At 61.8% G+C, this 19,855-nt stretch carries 22 protein-coding genes and 1 pseudogene; 16 read left to right on the top strand and 7 right to left on the bottom strand.

Annotated elements, in window-relative coordinates:
• Positions 1-60 precede the first annotated feature (60 nt).
• Positions 61-498 (top strand): DUF1489 family protein, encoded by a 438-nt coding sequence (locus AC1RTB_RS00800; protein WP_492877018.1) that lies wholly within the window; start codon positions 61-63, stop codon positions 496-498.
• Here the strand turns inward: AC1RTB_RS00800 and AC1RTB_RS00795 are convergent.
• Complete coding sequence (locus AC1RTB_RS00795) at positions 495-1,448, bottom strand: IS481 family transposase (protein ID WP_492877020.1); 954 nt, start codon at positions 1,446-1,448, stop codon at positions 495-497. The two genes, AC1RTB_RS00800 and AC1RTB_RS00795, sit on opposite strands and share 4 nt — an antisense overlap.
• Before the next feature lie 154 nt (positions 1,449-1,602).
• Here AC1RTB_RS00795 and AC1RTB_RS00790 point away from each other — a divergent pair, with 154 nt between their 5' ends.
• Positions 1,603-2,334, top strand: a complete 732-nt coding sequence (locus AC1RTB_RS00790; protein WP_492877022.1) for a VWA domain-containing protein — start codon at positions 1,603-1,605, stop codon at positions 2,332-2,334.
• The gene (locus tag AC1RTB_RS00785) at positions 2,331-3,026 is read left to right on the top strand and encodes a DnaJ domain-containing protein (RefSeq protein ID WP_492877024.1); all 696 of its coding nucleotides are present in this window, start codon (positions 2,331-2,333) and stop codon (positions 3,024-3,026) included. Before AC1RTB_RS00790 ends, AC1RTB_RS00785 begins: the two co-directional genes overlap by 4 nt.
• A gap of 43 nt (positions 3,027-3,069) precedes the next feature.
• On the opposite strand, the gene AC1RTB_RS00780 is transcribed toward AC1RTB_RS00785, so the two are convergent.
• Positions 3,070-4,506, bottom strand: coding sequence for a D-alanyl-D-alanine carboxypeptidase (locus AC1RTB_RS00780; protein ID WP_492877026.1), 1,437 nt, complete (start codon positions 4,504-4,506; stop codon positions 3,070-3,072).
• 327 nt (positions 4,507-4,833) lie between these two features.
• On the opposite strand from AC1RTB_RS00780, the gene AC1RTB_RS00775 reads away from it, so the two are divergent.
• The 3 genes from AC1RTB_RS00775 to clpA all read left to right on the top strand — a co-directional run bounded on the left by AC1RTB_RS00775 (position 4,834) and on the right by clpA (position 8,238).
• Positions 4,834-5,163 carry a phasin family protein gene (locus AC1RTB_RS00775; RefSeq protein WP_476784902.1) on the top strand — a complete coding sequence of 110 codons (330 nt, stop codon included), beginning with the start codon at positions 4,834-4,836 and terminating at the stop codon, positions 5,161-5,163.
• A 274-nt stretch (positions 5,164-5,437) separates the two neighbouring features.
• A complete protein-coding gene (gene clpS, locus AC1RTB_RS00770) occupies positions 5,438-5,767 on the top strand; it encodes an ATP-dependent Clp protease adapter ClpS (RefSeq protein ID WP_055977693.1) in 330 nt (109 codons plus the stop codon).
• Between the two features lie 8 nt (positions 5,768-5,775).
• Positions 5,776-8,238 carry an ATP-dependent Clp protease ATP-binding subunit ClpA gene (gene clpA, locus AC1RTB_RS00765; RefSeq protein ID WP_492877027.1) on the top strand — a complete coding sequence of 821 codons (2,463 nt, stop codon included), beginning with the start codon at positions 5,776-5,778 and terminating at the stop codon, positions 8,236-8,238.
• Between the two features lie 56 nt (positions 8,239-8,294).
• Here the strand turns inward: clpA and AC1RTB_RS00760 are convergent, their stop codons facing one another.
• A complete protein-coding gene (locus AC1RTB_RS00760) occupies positions 8,295-9,545 on the bottom strand; it encodes a GGDEF domain-containing protein (protein ID WP_492877028.1) in 1,251 nt (416 codons plus the stop codon).
• Positions 9,546-9,762: 217 nt separating this feature from the next.
• On the opposite strand from AC1RTB_RS00760, the gene AC1RTB_RS00755 reads away from it, so the two are divergent.
• Positions 9,763-10,485: an AzlC family ABC transporter permease gene (locus AC1RTB_RS00755; protein ID WP_492877030.1), complete on the top strand. Its 723-nt coding sequence runs from the start codon at positions 9,763-9,765 to the stop codon at positions 10,483-10,485.
• Positions 10,482-10,832, top strand: a complete 351-nt coding sequence (locus AC1RTB_RS00750) for an AzlD domain-containing protein (RefSeq protein ID WP_492877032.1) — start codon at positions 10,482-10,484, stop codon at positions 10,830-10,832. Before AC1RTB_RS00755 ends, AC1RTB_RS00750 begins: the two co-directional genes overlap by 4 nt.
• Before the next feature lie 81 nt (positions 10,833-10,913).
• On the opposite strand, the gene AC1RTB_RS00745 is transcribed toward AC1RTB_RS00750, so the two are convergent.
• Positions 10,914-11,345, bottom strand: coding sequence for an HIT family protein (locus AC1RTB_RS00745; RefSeq protein WP_492877034.1), 432 nt, complete (start codon positions 11,343-11,345; stop codon positions 10,914-10,916).
• 88 nt (positions 11,346-11,433) lie between these two features.
• Here AC1RTB_RS00745 and AC1RTB_RS00740 point away from each other — a divergent pair, with 88 nt between their 5' ends.
• A complete protein-coding gene (locus AC1RTB_RS00740) occupies positions 11,434-11,763 on the top strand; it encodes a DMT family transporter (protein ID WP_492877313.1) in 330 nt (109 codons plus the stop codon).
• 7 nt (positions 11,764-11,770) lie between these two features.
• Here AC1RTB_RS00740 and AC1RTB_RS00735 read toward each other — a convergent pair whose 3' ends face one another.
• The 3 genes from AC1RTB_RS00735 to AC1RTB_RS00725 are packed head-to-tail and all read right to left on the bottom strand — an operon-like array spanning position 11,771 to position 14,219.
• On the bottom strand, positions 11,771-12,976 hold the full coding sequence (locus AC1RTB_RS00735; RefSeq protein WP_492877036.1) for a GNAT family N-acetyltransferase: 1,206 nt from the start codon (positions 12,974-12,976) through the stop codon (positions 11,771-11,773).
• 39 nt (positions 12,977-13,015) lie between these two features.
• Complete coding sequence (locus tag AC1RTB_RS00730; protein WP_492877038.1) at positions 13,016-13,744, bottom strand: glycerophosphodiester phosphodiesterase; 729 nt, start codon at positions 13,742-13,744, stop codon at positions 13,016-13,018.
• Positions 13,745-13,754: 10 nt separating this feature from the next.
• Complete coding sequence (locus AC1RTB_RS00725) at positions 13,755-14,219, bottom strand: RidA family protein (RefSeq protein ID WP_492877040.1); 465 nt, start codon at positions 14,217-14,219, stop codon at positions 13,755-13,757.
• A gap of 143 nt (positions 14,220-14,362) precedes the next feature.
• Between AC1RTB_RS00725 and AC1RTB_RS00720 the strand changes: the two genes are divergently transcribed.
• The 7 genes and pseudogenes from AC1RTB_RS00720 (at position 14,363) to AC1RTB_RS00690 (ending at position 19,849) form a co-directional block, all read left to right on the top strand.
• Positions 14,363-15,193 carry a cell envelope integrity EipB family protein gene (locus AC1RTB_RS00720; RefSeq protein WP_492877042.1) on the top strand — a complete coding sequence of 277 codons (831 nt, stop codon included), beginning with the start codon at positions 14,363-14,365 and terminating at the stop codon, positions 15,191-15,193.
• A gap of 10 nt (positions 15,194-15,203) precedes the next feature.
• Positions 15,204-15,476 (top strand): annotated as a pseudogene (locus tag AC1RTB_RS00715) (DUF4031 domain-containing protein); the annotation flags it as partial.
• 366 nt (positions 15,477-15,842) lie between these two features.
• Entirely contained in the window at positions 15,843-16,625 is a 783-nt protein-coding gene (gene rpsB, locus AC1RTB_RS00710) for a 30S ribosomal protein S2 (RefSeq protein ID WP_492877043.1), read from the top strand.
• A 118-nt stretch (positions 16,626-16,743) separates the two neighbouring features.
• Positions 16,744-17,664 (top strand): translation elongation factor Ts, encoded by a 921-nt coding sequence (tsf, locus tag AC1RTB_RS00705; RefSeq protein ID WP_492877045.1) that lies wholly within the window; start codon positions 16,744-16,746, stop codon positions 17,662-17,664.
• Positions 17,665-17,775: 111 nt separating this feature from the next.
• Positions 17,776-18,498: a UMP kinase gene (gene pyrH / locus AC1RTB_RS00700; protein ID WP_492877047.1), complete on the top strand. Its 723-nt coding sequence runs from the start codon at positions 17,776-17,778 to the stop codon at positions 18,496-18,498.
• Between the two features lie 45 nt (positions 18,499-18,543).
• The gene (gene frr, locus AC1RTB_RS00695) at positions 18,544-19,098 is read left to right on the top strand and encodes a ribosome recycling factor (protein WP_492877049.1); all 555 of its coding nucleotides are present in this window, start codon (positions 18,544-18,546) and stop codon (positions 19,096-19,098) included.
• A complete protein-coding gene (locus AC1RTB_RS00690; RefSeq protein WP_492877051.1) occupies positions 19,064-19,849 on the top strand; it encodes an isoprenyl transferase in 786 nt (261 codons plus the stop codon). The genes frr and AC1RTB_RS00690 overlap by 35 nt, the downstream gene beginning before the upstream one ends.
• Positions 19,850-19,855: the final 6 nt, after the last annotated feature.

Raw genomic sequence — 19,855 nt, 5'->3', positions numbered from 1 at the left:
GAGCTGTGGAGAAGTCGCTTCACGGTTGACCGTTTCGTATCTCGGGCTAATGCTCACGCCATGTCACTGAACATGATCAAGCTCTGCGTTGGCTGCGACAGCGTCGAAGACCTCGAGGAATGGATCGCCTTCCGCCTCGATGAGCGCCGCCGTGCCGGCGATCCGGTCGAGCAGTTCCACACCACCCGCATGGTGCCGACCCGTGGCGCCGAGCTGACCGATGGTGGCTCGCTCTACTGGGTCATCAAGGGCAACGTTCAGTGCCGCCAGCGCCTGCTTGAAATCCGCCCATTTACCGATGCCGAGGGCATTTCGCGCTGCCATCTCATCTTGGATCCGACGGTCGTGCGTACCGATTGGCAGCCGCGCCGGGCGTTTCAGGGCTGGCGTTATCTCAAGATAGCCGATGCGCCGGCGGATCTCGGCCAAGGCAATGCAGCACTTGCCGAAATGCCGCCGAAACTGCGCCTTGAGCTTGCCGAACTCGGCCTGCTCTAGCTGTGGAGCCTCAACAGGTTGTCCTCGGTTATGGCGAGGCGACTGATAGGTGTTTTGGACTTTAGGCTGCCATGGGGTCGATGCCAATTGTATCTGTGCAGCCAGAGCGGCAGTTCGGCGGCGCGGTGATTTGATGTCGGGTAGGCAATGGCGTAGGCCCATTCGCGCAGTGCTGTCTGGATGAAGCGCTCGGCCTTGCCATTGGTCTTTGGCGTATAGGGCCTTGTCCTGACATGCTTGAGGCCGAGTTCGCGGCAGGCCTTGGCGAAGGCCTTCGATCTGTAGCAGGAACCGTTGTCAGTCATGACGCGGGCTATGGTGACGCCGAGGCTGGCGTAGTAAGCCACCGCCGCCTTGAGGAAGGCAATGGCGCTCTGCTGTCTCTCGTCGGGCAGGATTTGCGAGAAGGCGATGCGGGGCGCGTCGTCGATGCAGACATGGACGAACTCCCAGCCGGCGCCGCGAGACTTGCCCTTTTGCGGATCCCCGGTGATGCGATGGCCAACCTGGCTGAAGCGGCCGAGCTTCTTGATGTCGATGTGGATCATCTCGCCGGGATGCTCGCGCTCATAGCGCCGGACCGGTTCGGCTGGCTCGATGTCCTTGAGCCGCGACAGTCCGGCACGCTTGAGAACCCGGCTGACGGTGGCGGGCGAGACGCCGACCTCATGGGCGATGTGCTTGCCGGTCCAACGCTGCTTCCGCAGCGCCACGATGCGTTCGGCGATCGACGCAGCGGTGGCCTGTGGCATATGGGCGGGTCGCGAGGAGCGGTCGACCGTGCCGGCTGGCCCTTCGGCCTTATAGCGCTCGACCCAGCGCGCCACGACCTTGGCCGACACGCCGTAGACGCGCGCCGCATGGGCTTTGGAAAAAGCGCCTTCTATCACCGACAGCGCCATCTCCTCTCGACGCAGCGGCGTGAGACGGGCATTCTTGTGGATGTTCATTCGGACCCTCCGGTGAGTGCTGAAGCTTGGTAACTCCAGTCTCCTCGGTTCGGTCCGAATGGACAACCTCCCGAAAGCTCACACCTAGCCCTGTGGCGGCAGCGCGCAACGTCGGGCTTGCAAGCCGACGCGCGCCGCCACATCTTGATTGTCGATGAGCGACGACAACAAGCCCCCGGGTACCGCAGCAAATCGTCCGCCGGCCGAGCGCCGTTCGGATTCTGCTGCCATAGATGCTTTCGTGCGCCAGGCACGGGCGCTTGCCACGAGCAAGGCCAATGGCCGCCTGATTCTGGCGCTCGATGCCACGATGAGCCGGCAGCCGACATGGGACCTCGCCTGCGAGGTCCAGGGCCAGATGTTCGACGCCGCCGGCAAGACCGGACGGCTGAACGTGCAACTTGTCTATTTCCGGGGCTTGGGCGAATGCCGCGCGTCGAAATTCGTCGCCGAGACTGGCTCCCTCAAGCAGTTGATGACATCCATCCAGTGCCGCAGCGGCCAGACGCAGGTCGGCAAGGTGCTGGCGCACGCGCTCAAGGAAACCGCTGCAACCAAGGTCGACGCGGTGGTCTATATCGGCGACGCGATGGAAGAAAACATCGACGAGCTGGCCGAGAAGGCCGGCAAGCTCGGCTTGCTCGGTGTTCCGGCTTTCGTTTTCCAGGAAGGCCATGACGCAGGCGCCGAGCGTGCCTTCAAGGAGATCGCGCGGCTGTCCAAGGGCGCATGGTTCCGCTTCGACCGCAAGGCAGCCTCCACCTTGTCCAGGCTGCTGTCGGCGGTTGCCGTGTTTGCCACCGGCGGCATCAAGGCGCTGGAGGCGAGGGGCCGTCCGGAAGACATCTTGATGATCGAGCATCTGAGGAGCGGCAAGGCGCCATGACCATTTTCGCCGCCATCGCAGCGGTCCTGCTTCTTTCGGCTTTGGCTGTCACCGCTTTCCTGCGCGCCGACGCTTCCCAGCTTGCCAGTGCCCTGAAGATCGCGGGTCCCCTGACGTTAGGCTTTGTCGGCCTGATACTGCTGCTGTTGGGTCGAGTGGCTGTCAGTGGCGGCCTGATCTCGGCTGCTTTGGCCTGGTATGCGGCGAGCAAAAGGGGCGGCTGGGCCAGCAAGACGCCAGGAAGGCGGTCGACGGTTCGCACCGCTGCTCTCGAAATGGAGCTGGATCACGACAGCGGCGGCTTGCAGGGATTTGTCCTGGCTGGCCGCCAGGAAGGCAAGTCGCTGGCCTCGCTCGGGCTTACCGAGCTGAAGGCACTTTATCTGGAGCTTTCCAGTGACCCGGAAAGCCGTCAGCTACTTGAGACCTATCTTGACGGCCGTTTTCCCGTCTGGCGAGAAGACGCGCAACCTGACCGTGACAACGGGCAGCGTGTTGCGCCAAGTTCTGGCGCCATGACTAAGGAGGAGGCCTACAAGGTCCTTGGTCTTGAAGCGGGGGCCGCCGCGGCGGACGTCCGCAAGGCGCATCGACGACTGATTCAGCGCCTGCATCCCGACCTCGGAGGCTCGTCTTTCCTCGCGGCGAGGATCAACGAAGCCAAGGACGTCCTTCTCTCCGATCATCATTAAACTCTCCTTCGACACAGCACTTTTCCAGGAGGTGGCAAGGCGCCTACTGCGCGATGGCGTAGCAGGCGATTTTCTTCTTCTTGAGCGCGTTGCAGGCATTCCAGGCAGAGTCCTTGGAATCAAAGCCGGCAAAGCGGGCGCGGAAGTAGGTGACGCCGCCCTTTTCGAAGGGCACAGTGAAGCCGGAGGCGTCGGCGAGAACCGTCGGCACCTGCTTGGCGGTCTTGTCGAGCAGGGCGCGGGCTTCACCTTCGCTCGGCGAGGAAGCGACTTGAATGGCCCAGCCGGAAGGAAGCGACGCCGTCTTCATCTGGTCGAGAGCTGCGACGGCCGGAGCCGGCGCGGCATATGCCTGTTCAGCGCCAGCGTCGGAGGAGGTTGGCGCGCGATCCTTGCCCTTGCGGATCTGGAAAGGAATCTTGCCGCCAAAACGCTCGACCGAGGCCATGGCGATCTTCGGCTGCGCGGCAAGGGCGATGACCGGCTTCTTGGCGGGCACTGCAACTGCCTCAACGTCTTCGTCTGATGTCACGGCTTCATCCGCCGAGGCATCGGCGACTTCGATTTCTTCCGCCACGGGGCGGATGTCAGGCGTCGGCGCATTGTGCTTGGGCAGTGCGGCCTTCGCCAGGGTGGCCGTCGGCATTGGGGTGTCGGTCTTGGCGATCAGGTCGCCACCGCCGCGCTTGGAAGCCTGCGGCATGTAGGTCTTGAGCAGTTCGGCCATCTGATTGTCGCGGCTCGCACCGCTGGTTCCACCCAAAACCACGGCGACGACACGGCGATTGCCGTCCTGCACCGACGAAACGAGGTTGAAGCCCGAAGCGCGGGTGTAGCCGGTCTTGATGCCGTCGACGCCCTTGATGCGGCCGAGCAGACGGTTGTGGTTGGCGATCCGCTGACGGCCGAAGGCGAAGCTGCGGGTCGAGAAGTAGCCGTAATACTGCGGGAAATGCTCGCGCAACGCGATGCCGAGCTTGGCCATGTCGCGCGCGGTGGTGAACTGGGCGGTGTTGGGCAGGCCGTTGGCGTTGCGGAAGACGGTGCCCTTCATGCCGAGGCTGCGCGCCTTGGCGGTCATCATGCGGGCGAAATCGGCTTCCGAGCCGCCGATCATTTCACCGAGCGCGGTCGCGGAATCGTTTGCTGAACGCGTGATGAGCGACAGGATTGCGGCCTCGACCGTGATCGATCCACCTGCTTTCACGCCAATCTTGGTCGGCGGCTCAGCGGCGGCATTCTGGGAGAAGACGACCTTGGAGTCCTTCTGAATCCGGCCTTTGGCCAGTGCCTCGAAGGTCAAATAAAGGGTCATCATCTTGGTCAGCGACGCCGGATAACGCCTGGAATCGGCGTTCGACGAATGCAGCGTCTCGCCGGTGTTCGCATCGATGACGATGGCCGCGTATCTGCTGTCTTTCGCCGCCAAAGTAGGGGCGGCCGATGACAGGCCGATGGCTGCGGCGAGAGTGAAAACCATGAAGGATTTGATGGAGATAGCCGACTTTAGGACTTTGCCCGGCAACGCTTGACGCACTGTTACACCCTTGAATTATTGTTGATGAGGGCGGCAAAGGTTCCTGCCCCGTGTCGTTGCACAGTAGGGTCACAGCGTTACCAATAAGTTTATGGTAACCGGCTCGTTCACACTTTTGCTCGGGCTTTAGTCTAACTTTATCGAAGTGGGCGGTTGCCTCGGGCGGCGCGGAATGACGCTGGGTCAGTTGACATCTTGTGCGCTGCACAATATCTAGGCTGCATCGCACAATCGCATAGCGCAGCGCTCCCAACCCGAAAGGATGTAGCGATGACCCAGACCTATGAAGATTTCAGCAAATACGGCAAGGAATTCGTCGACAATGGCCTGAAGAGCTACGCCTCGCTCTCCAAGGGTGCCCAGGCGATCGCCACCGAGACGACCGACTACACCAAGAAGACCTTCGAGACCGGCGCTGCCACCTTCGAGAAATTGCTCGGCGTCAAGTCGCTCGAAAAGGCCGTCGAAATTCAGACCGACTACGCCAAGCAGGCCTATGAGGGTTTTGTCGCCGAAGCGACCAAGCTCGGTGAGCTTTACGCGGAGCTGGCCAAGGACGCCTACAAGCCTTTTGAGTCGCTCGTCGCCAAGGCGAAGTGACAGGCTGATCCCCGATTTCTCGGGGCTGGGTCGAAAGACCCGCGGAATGAGACCCGGTTGCGCCCGCGCAGCCGGGTTTTTTGTTTTTCTTTGCATAAGCGCTTCACGTTTATGGCAAATCGGGCCTTGCTACCCTGCTCACCGTATTGTCAGCACGTGAGAAGGGCTTAAAATCCGTCGCATGACACCTACATGTCGAAGTGTGTCGGAAATGATGAAGGGCAGAACCAGATTGACGACCGGCTTGGATGCCACGAAGCTTGATGTGGCGCGGATGCAAAACGGTGACGAGGGAGGCAACGGTCCAGGCCGTGGCACCGCCGTCATTACCCGTACGAAGACCAAAACCAAGCGGCCGAGCCTCTACCGGGTGCTCATCCTCAATGACGACTACACCCCGATGGAATTCGTCGTGCATGTGCTCGAACGCTTCTTCCAGAAGGACAGGGAGGCCGCTACCCGCATCATGCTGCACGTTCATAATCATGGCGTCGGCGAATGCGGCATCTACACCTTCGAAGTGGCTGAGACTAAGGTGTCTCAGGTCATGGATTTTGCCAGACAGAACCAGCATCCGCTGCAATGCGTGATGGAGAAGAAGTGAGGTATTGAATGCCGGCTTTCTCCCAAGGCCTCGAAAAGGCGCTGCATCAGGCGCTGACGCTCGCCAATGAGCGTCACCATGAATATGCAACGCTCGAACATCTGCTGCTCGCCCTCATCGACGACAATGAGGCGGCGGCTGTCATGCGCGCCTGCAACGTCGATCTCGACGATCTCAAGCAGACCGTGCTCACCTATATCGATACCGAGCTCGACAACCTCGTCACCGGTTACGACGAGGATTCCAAGCCAACGGCGGGTTTCCAGCGCGTTATCCAGCGCGCCGTGATCCATGTGCAGTCGTCAGGACGCGAGGAAGTGTCCGGTGCCAACGTGCTCGTCGCGATCTTCGCCGAGCGCGAGAGCCATGCCGCTTATTTCCTGCAGGAACAGCAGATGACCCGTTACGACGCGGTCAACTACATTTCCCATGGCATCGCCAAGCGTCCAGGCGCCACCGAAAGCCGCGCCCCCCGCGGTGCGGATGAGGAGCAGCATGGGCCGAACGGCGAAGCGGGCGAAGACAGCGGCAAGAACAAGAAGCAGCAGGACGCGCTCACGGCCTACTGCGTCAACCTCAACGTCAAGGCCCGCGCCGGCAAGATCGATCCGCTGATCGGCCGCGAGCCCGAGATCAACCGCACCATCCAGGTGCTGTGCCGCCGTTCCAAGAACAATCCGCTCTATGTCGGCGATCCCGGCGTGGGCAAGACGGCGATTGCCGAAGGCCTGGCCAAGCGCATTGTCGAAGGCGATGTGCCCGAGGTGCTTCTGGATGCCACCATCTTCGCGCTCGACATGGGCACGCTGCTTGCCGGCACGCGCTATCGCGGCGACTTCGAGGAGCGGTTGAAGCAGGTCGTCAAGGAGCTCGAGGAGTATCCGGGGGCCGTCTTGTTCATCGACGAGATCCACACGGTGATCGGCGCTGGCGCGACGTCGGGCGGCGCGATGGATGCGTCCAACCTGCTCAAGCCGGCGCTGTCGTCGGGTGCCATCCGCTGCATCGGCTCGACCACTTACAAGGAGTTCCGCCAGTTCTTCGAGAAGGACAGGGCGCTCGTGCGTCGTTTCCAGAAGATCGACGTCAACGAGCCGACCATCGACGACGCCATCGAGATCATGAAGGGCCTCAAGCCCTATTATGAGGACTTCCACAAGGTGAAGTTCACCAACGAGGCGATCAAGGCCGCGGTCGAGCTTTCGGCGCGCTACATCAACGACCGCAAGCTGCCCGACAAGGCGATCGACGTGATCGACGAAACGGGTGCCTCGCAGATGCTGCTGCCCGAAAACAAGCGCAAGAAGACCATCGGCATCAAGGAGATCGAAGCGACGATTGCCACCATGGCGCGTATCCCGCCGAAGACCGTCTCCGCCGACGACGAAAAGGTGCTGGCCGGCCTCGAGGTCGAACTGCAGCGTGTCGTCTATGGTCAGGACACGGCGATCACTGCCCTGACGTCGGCGATCAAGCTGGCGCGTGCCGGCCTGCGCGAACCGGAAAAGCCGATCGGCTCCTACCTGTTCTCGGGTCCGACCGGTGTCGGCAAGACCGAAGTGGCAAAGCAACTGGCCTTGTCGCTCGGCGTCGAGTTGATCCGCTTCGACATGTCGGAATATATGGAGCGTCACACGGTCAGCCGCCTGATCGGCGCGCCTCCCGGCTATGTCGGCTTCGACCAGGGCGGTCTGCTGACCGACGGCGTCGACCAGCATCCGCATTGCGTGCTGCTGCTCGACGAGGTCGAAAAGGCCCATCCCGACCTGTTCAACATCCTGTTGCAGGTCATGGACCATGGCAAGCTGACCGATCACAATGGCAAGCAGATCGACTTCCGCAATGTCATCCTGATCATGACCACCAATGCAGGCGCGTCGGACGCGCAGCGCGCGGCGATCGGGTTCGGGTCGACCAAGCGCGAAGGCGACGATGTCGAGGCGATCAACCGGCTGTTCACGCCGGAGTTCCGCAACCGTCTCGATGCCATTATCCCGTTCGGTTCGCTGCCGGTGCCGGTCGTGCATCAGGTCGTGCAGAAATTCGTCATGCAGCTGGAAGCGCAGCTTTCGGAACGTGGCGTGACCTTCGACCTGTCGCCGGACGCCATCGCCTGGCTCGCCGAAAAGGGTTACGACGAACGCATGGGCGCGCGCCCGCTCGGTCGCGTCATCCAGGAGCACATCAAAAAGCCATTGGCCGACGAGGTGCTGTTCGGAAAACTCAGGAAGGGCGGCACTGTGCGTGTCACCGTCGAGAAGAAGGAAACCGGCGAGACCGGCCTTAAGCTCGAGACACTTGCCGACGAAGTGCCGGTCAAGCCGAAGAAGGAAGACCCGGCCGACCGTCCAAAGAAGGCAGCCAAGAAGCCGGTCGCCAAGAAGATCGTGGCTTCGAAGCCCAAGCCCGATACCAAGGGCAAGGACGGCGGCAAGCGCAGCCTGGTCCCGCAACTTCCCCGCAAGGGTTGATTTCAAGACAAAGAAGCCCCGGAAACGGGGCTTCTTTTTTGCCCGCAGTTTGGGGCTCAGGCGAGGATCGAACTCTCGACGCGGTTTCGGCCCAGCCGTTTGGCCCGATAGAGCCAGCTATCCGCATCCCTGATCATCTGTTCGGCCGATATCGGTCCGCTTTCTGCTGTGGTCACGCCGATGCTGACGGTGGCCTGCATGCCGGGTTCGGCAAGGTCCGTGGCTTCGACCGCGGCGCGAAGACGTTCGGCGAGGACTGCCGCGTCGCCCGCGGTCAAGTCCTGGCATATGGCGGCAAACTCTTCGCCACCGTAGCGGAACAGGCGGTCGCCGCTGCGCAGCGAACTGGCCAGCGAGCGCGCGACATCCTTGAGCACCTTGTCTCCCGTCACATGGCCGTACTGGTCGTTGATACTCTTGAAATGATCGATGTCGATCATCAGCAGGCTTACCGGCTTGCGGTCTGCCAGTGCCCTGTCGATCAGCGACTGTGCCACCGTCTCGAACTGGCCGCGGTCGCTCGTGCCTGTCAGCATATCCTTGCCGGTTTTCTCCAGCAGGTCCTCGTAGCGGTGGCGGAACGTCAGCCGGTCGAAGACCCTGAGCAATGGCTCGGGGCCTGCGAGTGCTGGCCTTGTTTCGACAAAGCGGAGGTAGATGACGAGCATCGTACTATAGAGTGCGGCAGCGCCCATCTTGGCGATCCAGCCGCCGTAAAGCGCGCTGAACGGTACGCCCGATACGAGGTGAAGCCCGACGAAGAACATCAGCTGGTCGAAGGTGAGCACGAGCGCTGCACTGAGGAAAATGCGCTTGAACAGCGTGTTGGCGATGCGCTGCCCGAGCTTTTCGTAAATCAGGATGAGCGCGATGCTGTCCAGGAAAAGCAGGGCCGTGCCCCAGACCATCAGCACGCCCATGTCGTCGAGAAAGCTCAGGTCCGGCCGGTAGCCGGGCAATTCCGCGACATCTCCGTACAGGCGCAGGATCAAGGCCAGAGCCACCATCAGGCAATTGCCGATCAGGAGCCCGTAGATTGGCTGGCGGACTGTCTCGGCGTCCTCCTTGATATAGAGCAGCAAAAACATCATCAGCTTGCCCGAAAACATCACCGTCGAGCCGGGCGAGATCAGCCCGAAGGGCAGCTGGACAAAGAAAACCGCAGCCAGGTAGGTCTCCAGGAAGTGCATCACTCCAAGCACGCACAAGAAAATTCCGATGCCGAATCTGTGGCGAGAATGGAACACCGCCGCCATCGTCGCGAAGTAGATCAGCGCCTGCAAAACGAGCAGAAATGCACCTGTCATGATGTGACTGTTCCTCGCGTCCCACATGAACGCGTACCTGCACATTCACCGTGGGTAAACCGCAAAAATGCCGGCTTGTCCGGTCGTCGGCATGATTTGCGATGGCACGAGGCGGTGGTCACGCGCGAAAGTCTGTTGCGCCACAAGACAGAAGCGCTGACTTGGCTGGGAGCCCATGCTATGCGCGTCGGAAATGCTTGCTGACGACGCATCTTCAATGCCGAGCCTGTCCACGCGCCGCCTGTGGTATCTGCGCGGCGCTCGCGCCGCTTTCTCCGTCCCGGGCTTGATCCTTGCCAGTGCCTTCATCGGCTTTGCCGGGCTTGCCAAGGAAGCGGGGCTGACGCTCGCGCAGACAGTCTTCATGGTCGGCATGGTCTGGGCGCTGCCGGCCAAGGTCGTACTGATCGGCGCAATCCTGTCGGGCGCTTCGCTGCCTGCGGCAGCCTTTGCGGTGGCGTTGTCGTCGATCCGGCTGACGCCGATGGTTGTGGCGCTTGTGCCCGAGCTGCGCGGACCGAAAACGCCACGCTGGGTGCTTTATTTCCTCTCCCATTTCGTTGCCGTCACCTCCTGGGTGCTGGCCATGGAGCGGTTGCGCGGCATCCCGCGCGAGCTGCGCACGAGCTATTATGCCGGTCTCGGTTCGACGCTTGTGCTGTTCAATATGGGCGTAACAGCCGTCGTCTATCTCGTCGCCGACAGCCTGCCGCCAGCGGTTTCGGCCGCACTCTTCTTGCTCACGCCGATGTATTTCCTGACCTCGCTCTGGGGTTCTGCGCGCGAGCGGGCAGGGCACGTGGCGATGGTCCTGGGGCTCATACTTGGCCCGCTGCTCCACCTTGTCGTGCCTGGCTTCGACCTGCTGGGCGCGGGGCTCATCGGCGGCGGCGCAGCCTTCGCCTTCCACCGCCTGTCGCGTCGAAAGGTGGCGGCATGACCTTCGACGCGATCGATAGCTGGTGGTGGCCGTTCCTGTTCATCCTTGTTGGCGGTTGGCTCGCGACCGATGCCTGGCGTTTTCTCGGCGTCTATCTTGGCGACCGCATCTCCGAAGACTCGGACCTGTTGGTTCTGGTACGCGCGCTCGCCACCGCACTCGTCGCCGCCGTCATCGGCAATCTGATCGTGTTTCCCAGCGGAGCGCTTGCCGACACGGCACTTGCCCTGCGCATCGGCGCCGCCGCCTGCGGCTTTCTTGCCTACCTATGCCTCGGGCGAAAGATACTGGTCGGCATTATCGTGGCCGAAGTGTTTCTGCTGGCAGGGATGTGGTTTTCGACCTAGCGGCTAAGATGGTGACACTGGTGCCAGCGACCGCAGCGCGGGTGGACGCGGCTATCTAAAAGCGGTCTGTGGTTTCGATGTTCAGGCCTTCAGCGCCGCCCTGATCTTCTCCGCGTTCGCCGCCAGCACGTCGGGCTTTTCCATCTCGCCTGTATGGGGCCGGAGCGGCACGCCTTCGAAGCGCGGGATGACGTGGACGTGCAGGTGGTAGACAGTCTGTCCGGATGCGGGTTCGTTGAACTGCATCACCGTCACGCCGTCGGAAGCAAAAGCGGCCTTGACCGCCTTGGCCAGCTTCTGGACGGCAACGGTGAGTTGACCAAGCGTTGCAGGGTCCGCATCGAGCAGGTTGCGCGACGGTGCCTTGGGCACGACAAGTGTGTGGCCCGTGCCTTGCGGCATGACGTCCATGAAAGCCACGACCGCATCGTCTTCATAAACCCGGTGCGAGGGGATTTCGCCACGCAGGATCTTGGCAAAGATGTTGTTTGGATCGTACGCGGTGCTCGCCATGGCCTATCCCGTTTGCTGCGGTTTCGTGGTCGATGTTTCGGCGCTGGTGCCGCGGACGTCAAGCCGCGAGGGGCCGAGAGGAGCTGAGTTGACCTATATCTATCTGATTATTGCGGTGGCATTTGAGGTCGTCGCCACTTCGGCGCTCAAGGAAACACACGGGTTTACAAAGCTGCTGCCGTCGCTCGTCACCGTCGCAGGTTACGCCGCCGCCTTCTATTTCCTGTCATTGGTGTTGAAAGCGATGCCCGTAGGCATCGTTTATGCGTTGTGGTCGGGTGCGGGCATCGTCTTCATCACGGCGATTGCCTGGGTCTGGTTCCGCCAGTCGCTCGACCTGCCGGCGTTGTTCGGCATTGGCCTGATCATGGCTGGCGTCATCGTCATCAATCTGTTTTCGAAGTCGGTCGCGCACTGAGGGCCGATCAGTCGCGGCGGAACGGGCCGTGATCTTCGAGATATTCGCCTATCTCAGCGACTTCCCGCCGCTCGCGTTCCAGATATTCGGCGATCGCGCGACGAAGTCCGGGATGGACGATATAGTGCGCCGATTGGGTGGTAACTGGCCTGTAGCCGCGCGCCAGCTTGTGTTCGCCCTGTGCGCCGGCCTCGACAACCCTCAGCTTGCGTTCGATGGCGAAGTCGATGGCCTGATGGTAGCAGACCTCGAAATGCAGGAAGGGGTGGTCCTCGATGCAGCCCCAGTTGCGGCCGTAGAGCGTATCGGAGCCGATGAAGTTGATGGCGCCCGCGATGTAGCGGCCGCCGCGCCTGGCCATGACCAGCAGCACGTCATCGGCCATGCGTTCGCCGATCAGCGAGAAGAACTTGCGGTTGAGGTAGGGGCGGCCCCATTTGCGGCCGCCAGTGTCCACGTAGAAGGCGAAAAAGTCGTCCCAATGCGCTTCGGTGATGTCCATGCCGGTCAAGCGCTCGATCGAAATGTCGTCGGCCAGAGCCTCGCGCCGCTCTTTCTTCAGCGCCTTGCGTTTGCGCGACGCCAAGGTGGCGAGAAAATCGTCATAGTTGCCAAAGCCTTCATTGAAGAAGTGGAACTGCTGGTCGGTACGGCGCAGGAAACCGGTGGCCTCGAGAATGTCGACCTCGTCTGCCTCGGCGAAGGTCACATGCGCCGATGAAACGCCCACACCCTCCGCGACGCTTCTGAGCGCTGTCGACAGGGCCGATTTAACCCTGTCAGAATCGGCGCCGCCGGTTGTCAGCAGGCGAGGGCCGGTGGCCGGAGTGAACGGGACCGCGCATTGCAGCTTGGGATAATAACGCCCGCCGGCGCGTTCGAAGGCGTCGGCCCAGCCATGGTCGAAGACATATTCGCCCTGGCTGTGCGACTTGGCGTAACAGGGAAGAGCGCCAAGGAAGGTGCCGTCCGCTGCCTCAAGCCTGAGGTGGTGCCCCTGCCAGCCGGTCTTGCGCACGGCGCAGCCGGACTCTTCCAGGATGGATAGAAAATCGAAGGAAATAAATGGGTTGTAAGGCGTTCCTTGCGCGCCCTTTGAAGCGCCGGCAAGCATGTTCCATTCGTTGCGGTCGAATTCGCTGATGCTTGAGACGACGCGGACGGCGTAATCGCCATCCGCCATCTTCGCCCCGGCTTCGCTCGCAGTGCTCATAGGTTGTTACTTACGCTCGAAAACCAGCGTTGCAAGGTCTCACGCCACCGGCGTCGCATCTGGGTCGAATCCCTCGAACGTCATCTGGTCGCCATGGGCGAAGGTCCGCTTCACGGCGTCCTGGTCGCGCACAGTCCAGGTGATGACGGGCATGGCGAGCTTTTCGCGCACGAAGCTGATGAAGCGGTTCGGCAGATGCGTCACGCTATAGGAGACGAAGGAAATGCCGTGCGCGAGCATGGAGAAATGTGCCTCCAGCTCGTGATCCTGGTCGCCCCACGCGGTCAGGCCGGCAGGAACGCCGGGTACATATTTGGCGACGTCTCGGATCAGCCAGTGGTCGAAGGACATGATCGCCACCTTGCCCTTGTAGTCCTTGAGCACTTCGCCAACCTTGGCGACGAGGCCGGCATCGTGGCCGGGAATGCCCTTGAGTTCAATCACCAGTGGCACGCGGCCATCGACGAGCTTGAGCAATTCGGCAAGCGTCGGCACATGATCGGTGGTGCCGCCAATCCGAAGGGCTGCGAGTTCGCCTGCCGTGCGCTGCCAGATGTAGCCATCCGTGCCGGTCAGCCGCTTCAGCACATCATCGTGGAAGACGACGACATTGCCATCGGCGCTCAAATGCACGTCGCATTCGATGGCGTAGCCGCGCTGAGCTGCCCTTTCGAACGCCGAAAGCGTGTTTTCCCAGCAGGTCTTGTTGAGGTCATGCAGGCCGCGATGGGCAATGGGACGGGCGGTCAGCCACGAAAGATCGGTCATGGACGGAGGCTCACTCGGTTTCGATGATGGCTTCGATCTCGACAGCCGCGTTCAGTGGCAGCGAAGCGACGCCGACGGCCGAGCGCGCATGTTTGCCACGTTCGCCAAGGGCCGCGACCAGGAAGTCCGATGCCCCGTTGGCGACGAGGTGCTGCTCGGTGAAATCTGGCGATGAGGCAACGAAGACACTGATCTTGACGATGCGCCGGATCTTTTCGAGGTCGCCAAGTGCCGCCTTGGCCTGGGCCAGGATATTGATGGCGCACTGCTTGGCCGCTTCCTTGCCGCCAGCAACGTCGACATCGCGGCCAAGCAGGCCGGTGGCGATGAGCTTGCCGTCCTTGAGCGGCAGCTGCCCCGCAGTGAAGACGAGACTGCCGCTTGCCATGAACGGCACGTAGTTGGCGGCAGGGGCAGCAGCTGCGGGCAGGGTGACGCCAAGATCGCTTAACCGCTTTTCGATTGTTTCGCCCATCGTCTTTCCTTATCTCTGAGTCTCGGGTGGCAGGTGAGGTCGCGCCGAAAGTGCTATGTTTGCCTCGCTTCCGCCATGACTTTTTTTAAGGTGGACCATCATTCAAGGCGGCCTGTCGTGGCCGCGCCGATCGGAGCCAGTGTATGCGCGCAACGCGCCTTGTCCTTCTTGCTACCCTGTCCACCTCGGTGCTGCCCTTGGCGCCGGCATTTGCTGCACCGGTGCTTGCACCTCACCGCGCTGTCTACGATCTGGTGCTCGACCAGGCTTCGGACCGGTCTGGAATCACCGGCCTTTCCGGCCGCATGGTTTATGAGTTCAATGGCTCCGCTTGCGAGGGCTACACGGTAAAATTCCGTTTCGTGACCCAGATCGCAACGTCTGAGAAGACGCAGCTGACCGATCAGCAAACGACCACCTTTGAGGATGGGGAAGGCAAGACCTTTTCCTTTGTGACAAAATCCTTTGTCGACCAAAACCTCGATCGCGAGGTCAAAGGCACTGCGACACGCGAGGCCAACGGGCTCAAGGTTGCGCTGGAAAAGCCGGAGGCCGGTTCGGTCGACCTTGCCAAGACCCAGTTTCCGACCCAGCATCTTGTCGAGCTGATCGACAAGGCCGAGAAGGGCGAGACCTTTTATGAGACCAGCCTGTTCGACGGCTCGGAGGATGCCGACAAGGTGATGACCACGACTGTCATCGTCGGCAAGAAGAGCGAAGTGCCCAAGACCGATCCTGAGTTGCCCGCGCTCGCCGGGCTTGCCAAGGACAAATACTGGCCCGTCGACATCGCCTATTTTGATGAGAGCAAGGGCGGCGGCGAAGAAGTGCCGGAGTACCGCATCAGCTTCAAGCTGCACGAAAACGGCCTGACGCGCGATCTGGTCATGGACTATGGCGACTTCTCGATGACCGGCAAGCTGGTCAATCTGGCGCTGTTTCCCACCCCGCCGCAAGGCAATTGCAAGCCGTAGGCGGGCAATTGTGGCGGTCTATGTCGACGCGGCAATCTGGAAGTGGGTGGGCCATCGCTGGTGCCACCTGCTTGCCGATGACACCGATCAGCTGCACCGCTTTGCAGCCCAGCTCGGGCTGAAGCGGTCATCCTATCAGGGGCCACCCAAGACGTCGGCTCCGCATTACGACATTACCGGCTTCGAGCGAGACAGGGCCGTGCGCCTGGGGGCGGTCGAATGCAGCCGCGATGAGATCGTGGCGGTGTTTCGCCGCGTACGCGTCCGCAACTTCAAGCGCCGCGACCCCAAGCCGGTGGAAGAGCCGGTGCAGGAAGAGCCAGGGATGTCGCGTTGGGCAGCCGGCAGCTGAACATGTCTCGGGCTTGAGAATCGAGGACCCGCGTTGCAGGAGCCTGCACCTGCGCCCAGACCACCTGAATGTTCCACGTCATGGTGCAGAGGCGCAGAAAGCCACGGTTTCGGCCGATGTCGGCCCGGTCTTGGGGTTGCGCTCGCCAGGCAATACGTCTATATGCCGCCGCATTCCACACACGGACTTTGGTTTCTGACCGGGAGAAATCCGGCTGAGACCACCCCGGTGGCGTTTCGAGCATTTCAGCGAAAAGCGTCATGGTCCGTGGAGGCTAACCGGAAAAGGAAATAAAGAATGGCACTGCCTGATTTCAGCATGCGCCAGCTTCTTGAAGCTGGTTCTCACTTCGGCCACCAGACCCACCGCTGGAACCCGAAGATGGCGCCCTACATCTATGGCGCCCGCAACAACATCCACATCATCGACCTCAGCCAGACCGTGCCGCTGCTGCACCAGGCGCTGAAGCAGGTCTCGGACACCGTTGCGCGCGGTGGCCGTGTTCTCTTCGTCGGCACCAAGCGTCAGGCTTCGGACATCGTTGCTGACGCTGCCCAGCGTTCGGCTCAGTATTACGTCAACTCGCGTTGGCTCGGCGGCATGCTGACCAACTGGAAGACGATCTCGAACTCGATCCAGCGCCTGCGCAAGCTCGACGAGCTGCTCGCTGGCGAAGCCCAGGGCTTCACCAAGAAGGAGCGCCTGAACCTCGAGCGCGAGCGCGAGAAGCTGAACAAGGCTCTCGGCGGCATCAAGGACATGGGCTCGACGCCGGACCTGATGTTCGTCATCGACACCAACAAGGAAGCCATCGCCATCCTGGAAGCCAAGCGTCTTGGCATTCCGGTCGTTGCGATCATCGATTCCAACTGCGACCCAGACAAGATCGACTTCCCGATCCCCGGCAATGACGACGCTGCCCGCGCCATCCAGCTCTATTGCGATCTGGTTGCCAAGGCTGCGATCGACGGCATCGCCCGCCAGCAGGGCGCGCTCGGCATGGACATCGGCGCGTCGGCCGAAGCTCCGATTGAGCCTGCGCTTGAGCCGGCTCCGACGACCGAAACGCCCCAGGCGTAATCGCGAAGGCCGGGCAACCGGCCTTCCTTTTCAAGATTGGGCGCAGCTAGCGCCGGCGTTCGGCGCATCATCGATCCCTCGGTGGTGCGTTCGCGCATTTCGAAGCAAAGAGGCCACAATGAGCATTTCGGCAGCACAGGTTAAAGAACTCCGCGAACTGACGGGCGCGGGCATGATGGATTGCAAGACGGCTCTCAACGAGACCGGCGGCAACATGGAAGCTGCGGTCGACTGGCTGCGCACGAAGGGTATCTCCAAGGCTGACAAGAAGGCCAGCCGCACCGCGGCCGAGGGCCTGGTCGGCGTCGACACCGGCGTGCGCGAAGCCGTTGTCGTCGAAGTCAATTCGGAGACCGACTTCGTTGCCCGCAACGCGGCCTTCCAGGAAATCGTGTCCAACGTTGCCAAGGTTGCTCTCGCTTACGGCAATACCGAAGCGGTTGCGGCTGCGAAGTATCCGGGCTCGGACAAGACTGTCACCGACACCATCAAGGATGCCGTCGGCACCATCGGCGAGAACATGAGCTTCCGCCGTTCGGCCAAGCTTTCGGTTTCTGAAGGTGTCGTCGCCAGCTACGTCCACAATGCGGTTGCCGACAATCTCGGCAAGCTCGGCGTTCTGGTCGCCATCGAAACGACCGGCAACCACGATGCGGCCCGCGCTTTCGCGCGTCAGGTCGCCATGCACGTTGCTGCGACCAACCCGCTGGCACTGACGCCCGACGAGGTCGACGCTTCGGCTGTCGAGCGCGAGAAGGCGATCTTCGCTGAGCAGGCACGCGAGTCGGGCAAGCCGGAAAACATCATCGAAAAGATGGTCGAAGGCCGCATGCGCAAGTTCTACGAGGAAGTCGTACTGCTGAAGCAGGCTTTCGTGCTCAACCCCGACCTCACCGTCGAGGCAGCGCTGAAGGAAGCCGAAAAGCAGATCGGTGCTCCGGCCAAGATTTCCGGCTATGTGCGCTTCGCGCTCGGCGAAGGCATCGAGAAGGAAGCCAGCGACTTTGCCGCCGAAGTCGCTGCCGCGGTCAAGGGCTAAAAAATAGCGCCGCATCAAGCGCTTCCTGAGGATAGCCGAAGGGCGCCGCGTGACATCGCGGCGCCCTTCGTGTATCGGGACTCCCGATCTTTCAACAGCCGTGAGGAACTCATGACCGCCAAGCCGCTCTACCGGCGTGTACTGCTTAAGGCGTCGGGTGAAGCCCTGATGGGCGAGCAGCATTTTGGCATCGACGTGTCGGTGGTCGACCGTATTGCTTCTGATATCGCCGAGGCGAGGGCGCTTGGCGTCGAGGTTGGCGTGGTCATCGGCGGCGGCAACATCTTCCGCGGCGTGGCAGTTGCCTCCAAGGGCGGCGACAGGGTCACCGGCGACCACATGGGCATGCTCGCGACCGTCATCAACTCGCTGGCGCTGCGCACATCGCTGGTCAAGCTTGGCGTCGATGCCGTGGTGCTATCGGCGATCGCCATGCCTGAGCTTTGCGAAAGCTTCTCGCAGCGCCAAGCGACCGCCTATATGGACGCAGGCAAGGTGGTGATCTTCGCTGGTGGCACCGGCAACCCGTTCTTCACCACCGATTCGGCTGCCGCTCTTCGTGCTGCCGAGATTGGCGCCGATGCGCTGTTCAAGGGCACCCAGGTCGACGGTGTCTACTCGGCCGATCCGAAGAAAGATCCAGAAGCGACCCGCTTCGAGCGCATTACGCATGCGGAAGTCATCGCAAAAGGCCTGTCGATCATGGACACGGCCGCGATTGCGCTTGCGCGCGAAAACAACATTCCGATAATCGTCTATTCGATCCATGAAAAAGGCGGTTTCGGCGAAATATTGAGAGGTGGCGGTCGCTGCACGGTTGTTGCGGACGCCTGACAATTGGAACGACGGCCCCGAGGCTTCGGGGCCAAGGAGGCTTTGATGAGCTCGAACTACAACGATCTTCTGCGGCGCATGGAAGGCGCTATCAACGCGTTCAAGAGCGATCTCGCCTCGCTCCGCACGGGCCGCGCTTCGAGCAACCTTCTCGACCCGATCCACGTCCAGGCCTACGGCTCTTCGATGCCGCTCAACCAGGTCGCGACGGTGTCGGTGCCGGAGTCGCGCATGATCTCGGTGTCGGTCTGGGACAAGTCGATGGTGGGTGCAGTCGATCGCGCCATTCGCGAATCCAACCTCGGCTTCAACCCGATCGTTGACGGCACCAATCTGCGCATTCCGCTGCCGGAGCTGAACGAACAGCGCCGCAAGGAACTGGTCAAGATCGCGCACACCTATGCCGAAAATGCCAAGGTGGCGACGCGCCACGTGCGCCGCGACGGCATGGAGACGCTCAAGAAGGAAGAAAAGGACGGCGATATCAGCCAGGACGATCATCGCGTCCAGTCCGAGAAGGTGCAGAAGCTGACCGACGACACGATCAGCCAGATCGACAGCCTGCTTGCGGGCAAAGAAGCCGAGATCATGCAAGTCTAAGGCGGCCGCAGACCGGCCCGAAAGCGAACGGATGACTACGCCCGCGCATGTCGCGATCATCATGGACGGCAATGGTCGCTGGGCAAAGGCCCGCGGCCTGCCGCGCGTTGCGGGACATCGTGCCGGCGTCGAGGCGCTGCGCCGCACCGTTCGTGCGGCAGCCGACCTCGGCATTTCCTGGCTGACGGTCTATGCGTTTTCTTCCGAGAACTGGTCGCGGCCGAAATCCGAGGTCACCGACCTCATGGGGCTGCTCAAGATCTTCATTCGCCGCGATCTCGCCGAACTCCACAACAGCGGCGTGCGTGTCCGCATCATCGGTGATCGCGCGACCTTGCAGCCCGACATCCGCTCCCTGCTTGAGGAAGCCGAAACGCTAACCGCCGGCAACGGGTCGCTGACCCTGGTCATCGCCTTCAACTATGGCGGGCGCGACGAGATCGCGCGTGCGGCGCGCAAGCTTGCCGAAGCGGTCAAGCGCGGTGAAATCTCCAGCGAAGCGATCACGCCGGAACTGTTCGCCGAACAGCTCGACACATCGGGTATCCCTGATCCCGATCTGGTCATCCGCACCAGCGGCGAAGTTCGGCTATCCAATTTCCTGCCTTGGCAGTCGGCCTACAGCGAGCTGGTTTTCCAGCCCTGCTACTGGCCGGACTTCACCCGCGAGCATCTGAGCGAGGCCTTGCGCGAGTATACCGGCCGCGAACGCCGCTTTGGCGGGCTTGCCGCGCGCGACGTCGCGTTGTGACCGCTG

Source organism: Aminobacter sp. GW821-FHT11F06 (genome assembly GCF_058808215.1).
Note: the sequence above shows the minus strand (reverse complement) of the source record. Positions and strands in the feature narration are given on the sequence as shown.

Excerpts from the sequence above, each read along its gene's own strand:
- AC1RTB_RS00800 (WP_492877018.1), top strand. The coding sequence starts at position 61 with ATGTCACTGAACATGATCAAGCTCTGCGTTGGCTGCGACAGCGTCGAA.
- AC1RTB_RS00795 (WP_492877020.1), bottom strand. The coding sequence starts at position 1,448 with ATGAACATCCACAAGAATGCCCGTCTCACGCCGCTGCGTCGAGAGGAG.
- AC1RTB_RS00790 (WP_492877022.1), top strand. The coding sequence starts at position 1,603 with ATGAGCGACGACAACAAGCCCCCGGGTACCGCAGCAAATCGTCCGCCG.
- AC1RTB_RS00785 (WP_492877024.1), top strand. The coding sequence starts at position 2,331 with ATGACCATTTTCGCCGCCATCGCAGCGGTCCTGCTTCTTTCGGCTTTG.
- AC1RTB_RS00780 (WP_492877026.1), bottom strand. The coding sequence starts at position 4,506 with ATGGTTTTCACTCTCGCCGCAGCCATCGGCCTGTCATCGGCCGCCCCT.
- AC1RTB_RS00775 (WP_476784902.1), top strand. The coding sequence starts at position 4,834 with ATGACCCAGACCTATGAAGATTTCAGCAAATACGGCAAGGAATTCGTC.
- clpS (WP_055977693.1), top strand. The coding sequence starts at position 5,438 with ATGCAAAACGGTGACGAGGGAGGCAACGGTCCAGGCCGTGGCACCGCC.
- clpA (WP_492877027.1), top strand. The coding sequence starts at position 5,776 with ATGCCGGCTTTCTCCCAAGGCCTCGAAAAGGCGCTGCATCAGGCGCTG.
- AC1RTB_RS00760 (WP_492877028.1), bottom strand. The coding sequence starts at position 9,545 with ATGACAGGTGCATTTCTGCTCGTTTTGCAGGCGCTGATCTACTTCGCG.
- AC1RTB_RS00755 (WP_492877030.1), top strand. The coding sequence starts at position 9,763 with ATGCCGAGCCTGTCCACGCGCCGCCTGTGGTATCTGCGCGGCGCTCGC.
- AC1RTB_RS00750 (WP_492877032.1), top strand. The coding sequence starts at position 10,482 with ATGACCTTCGACGCGATCGATAGCTGGTGGTGGCCGTTCCTGTTCATC.
- AC1RTB_RS00745 (WP_492877034.1), bottom strand. The coding sequence starts at position 11,345 with ATGGCGAGCACCGCGTACGATCCAAACAACATCTTTGCCAAGATCCTG.
- AC1RTB_RS00735 (WP_492877036.1), bottom strand. The coding sequence starts at position 12,976 with ATGAGCACTGCGAGCGAAGCCGGGGCGAAGATGGCGGATGGCGATTAC.
- AC1RTB_RS00730 (WP_492877038.1), bottom strand. The coding sequence starts at position 13,744 with ATGACCGATCTTTCGTGGCTGACCGCCCGTCCCATTGCCCATCGCGGC.
- AC1RTB_RS00725 (WP_492877040.1), bottom strand. The coding sequence starts at position 14,219 with ATGGGCGAAACAATCGAAAAGCGGTTAAGCGATCTTGGCGTCACCCTG.
- AC1RTB_RS00720 (WP_492877042.1), top strand. The coding sequence starts at position 14,363 with ATGCGCGCAACGCGCCTTGTCCTTCTTGCTACCCTGTCCACCTCGGTG.
- rpsB (WP_492877043.1), top strand. The coding sequence starts at position 15,843 with ATGGCACTGCCTGATTTCAGCATGCGCCAGCTTCTTGAAGCTGGTTCT.
- tsf (WP_492877045.1), top strand. The coding sequence starts at position 16,744 with ATGAGCATTTCGGCAGCACAGGTTAAAGAACTCCGCGAACTGACGGGC.
- pyrH (WP_492877047.1), top strand. The coding sequence starts at position 17,776 with ATGACCGCCAAGCCGCTCTACCGGCGTGTACTGCTTAAGGCGTCGGGT.
- frr (WP_492877049.1), top strand. The coding sequence starts at position 18,544 with ATGAGCTCGAACTACAACGATCTTCTGCGGCGCATGGAAGGCGCTATC.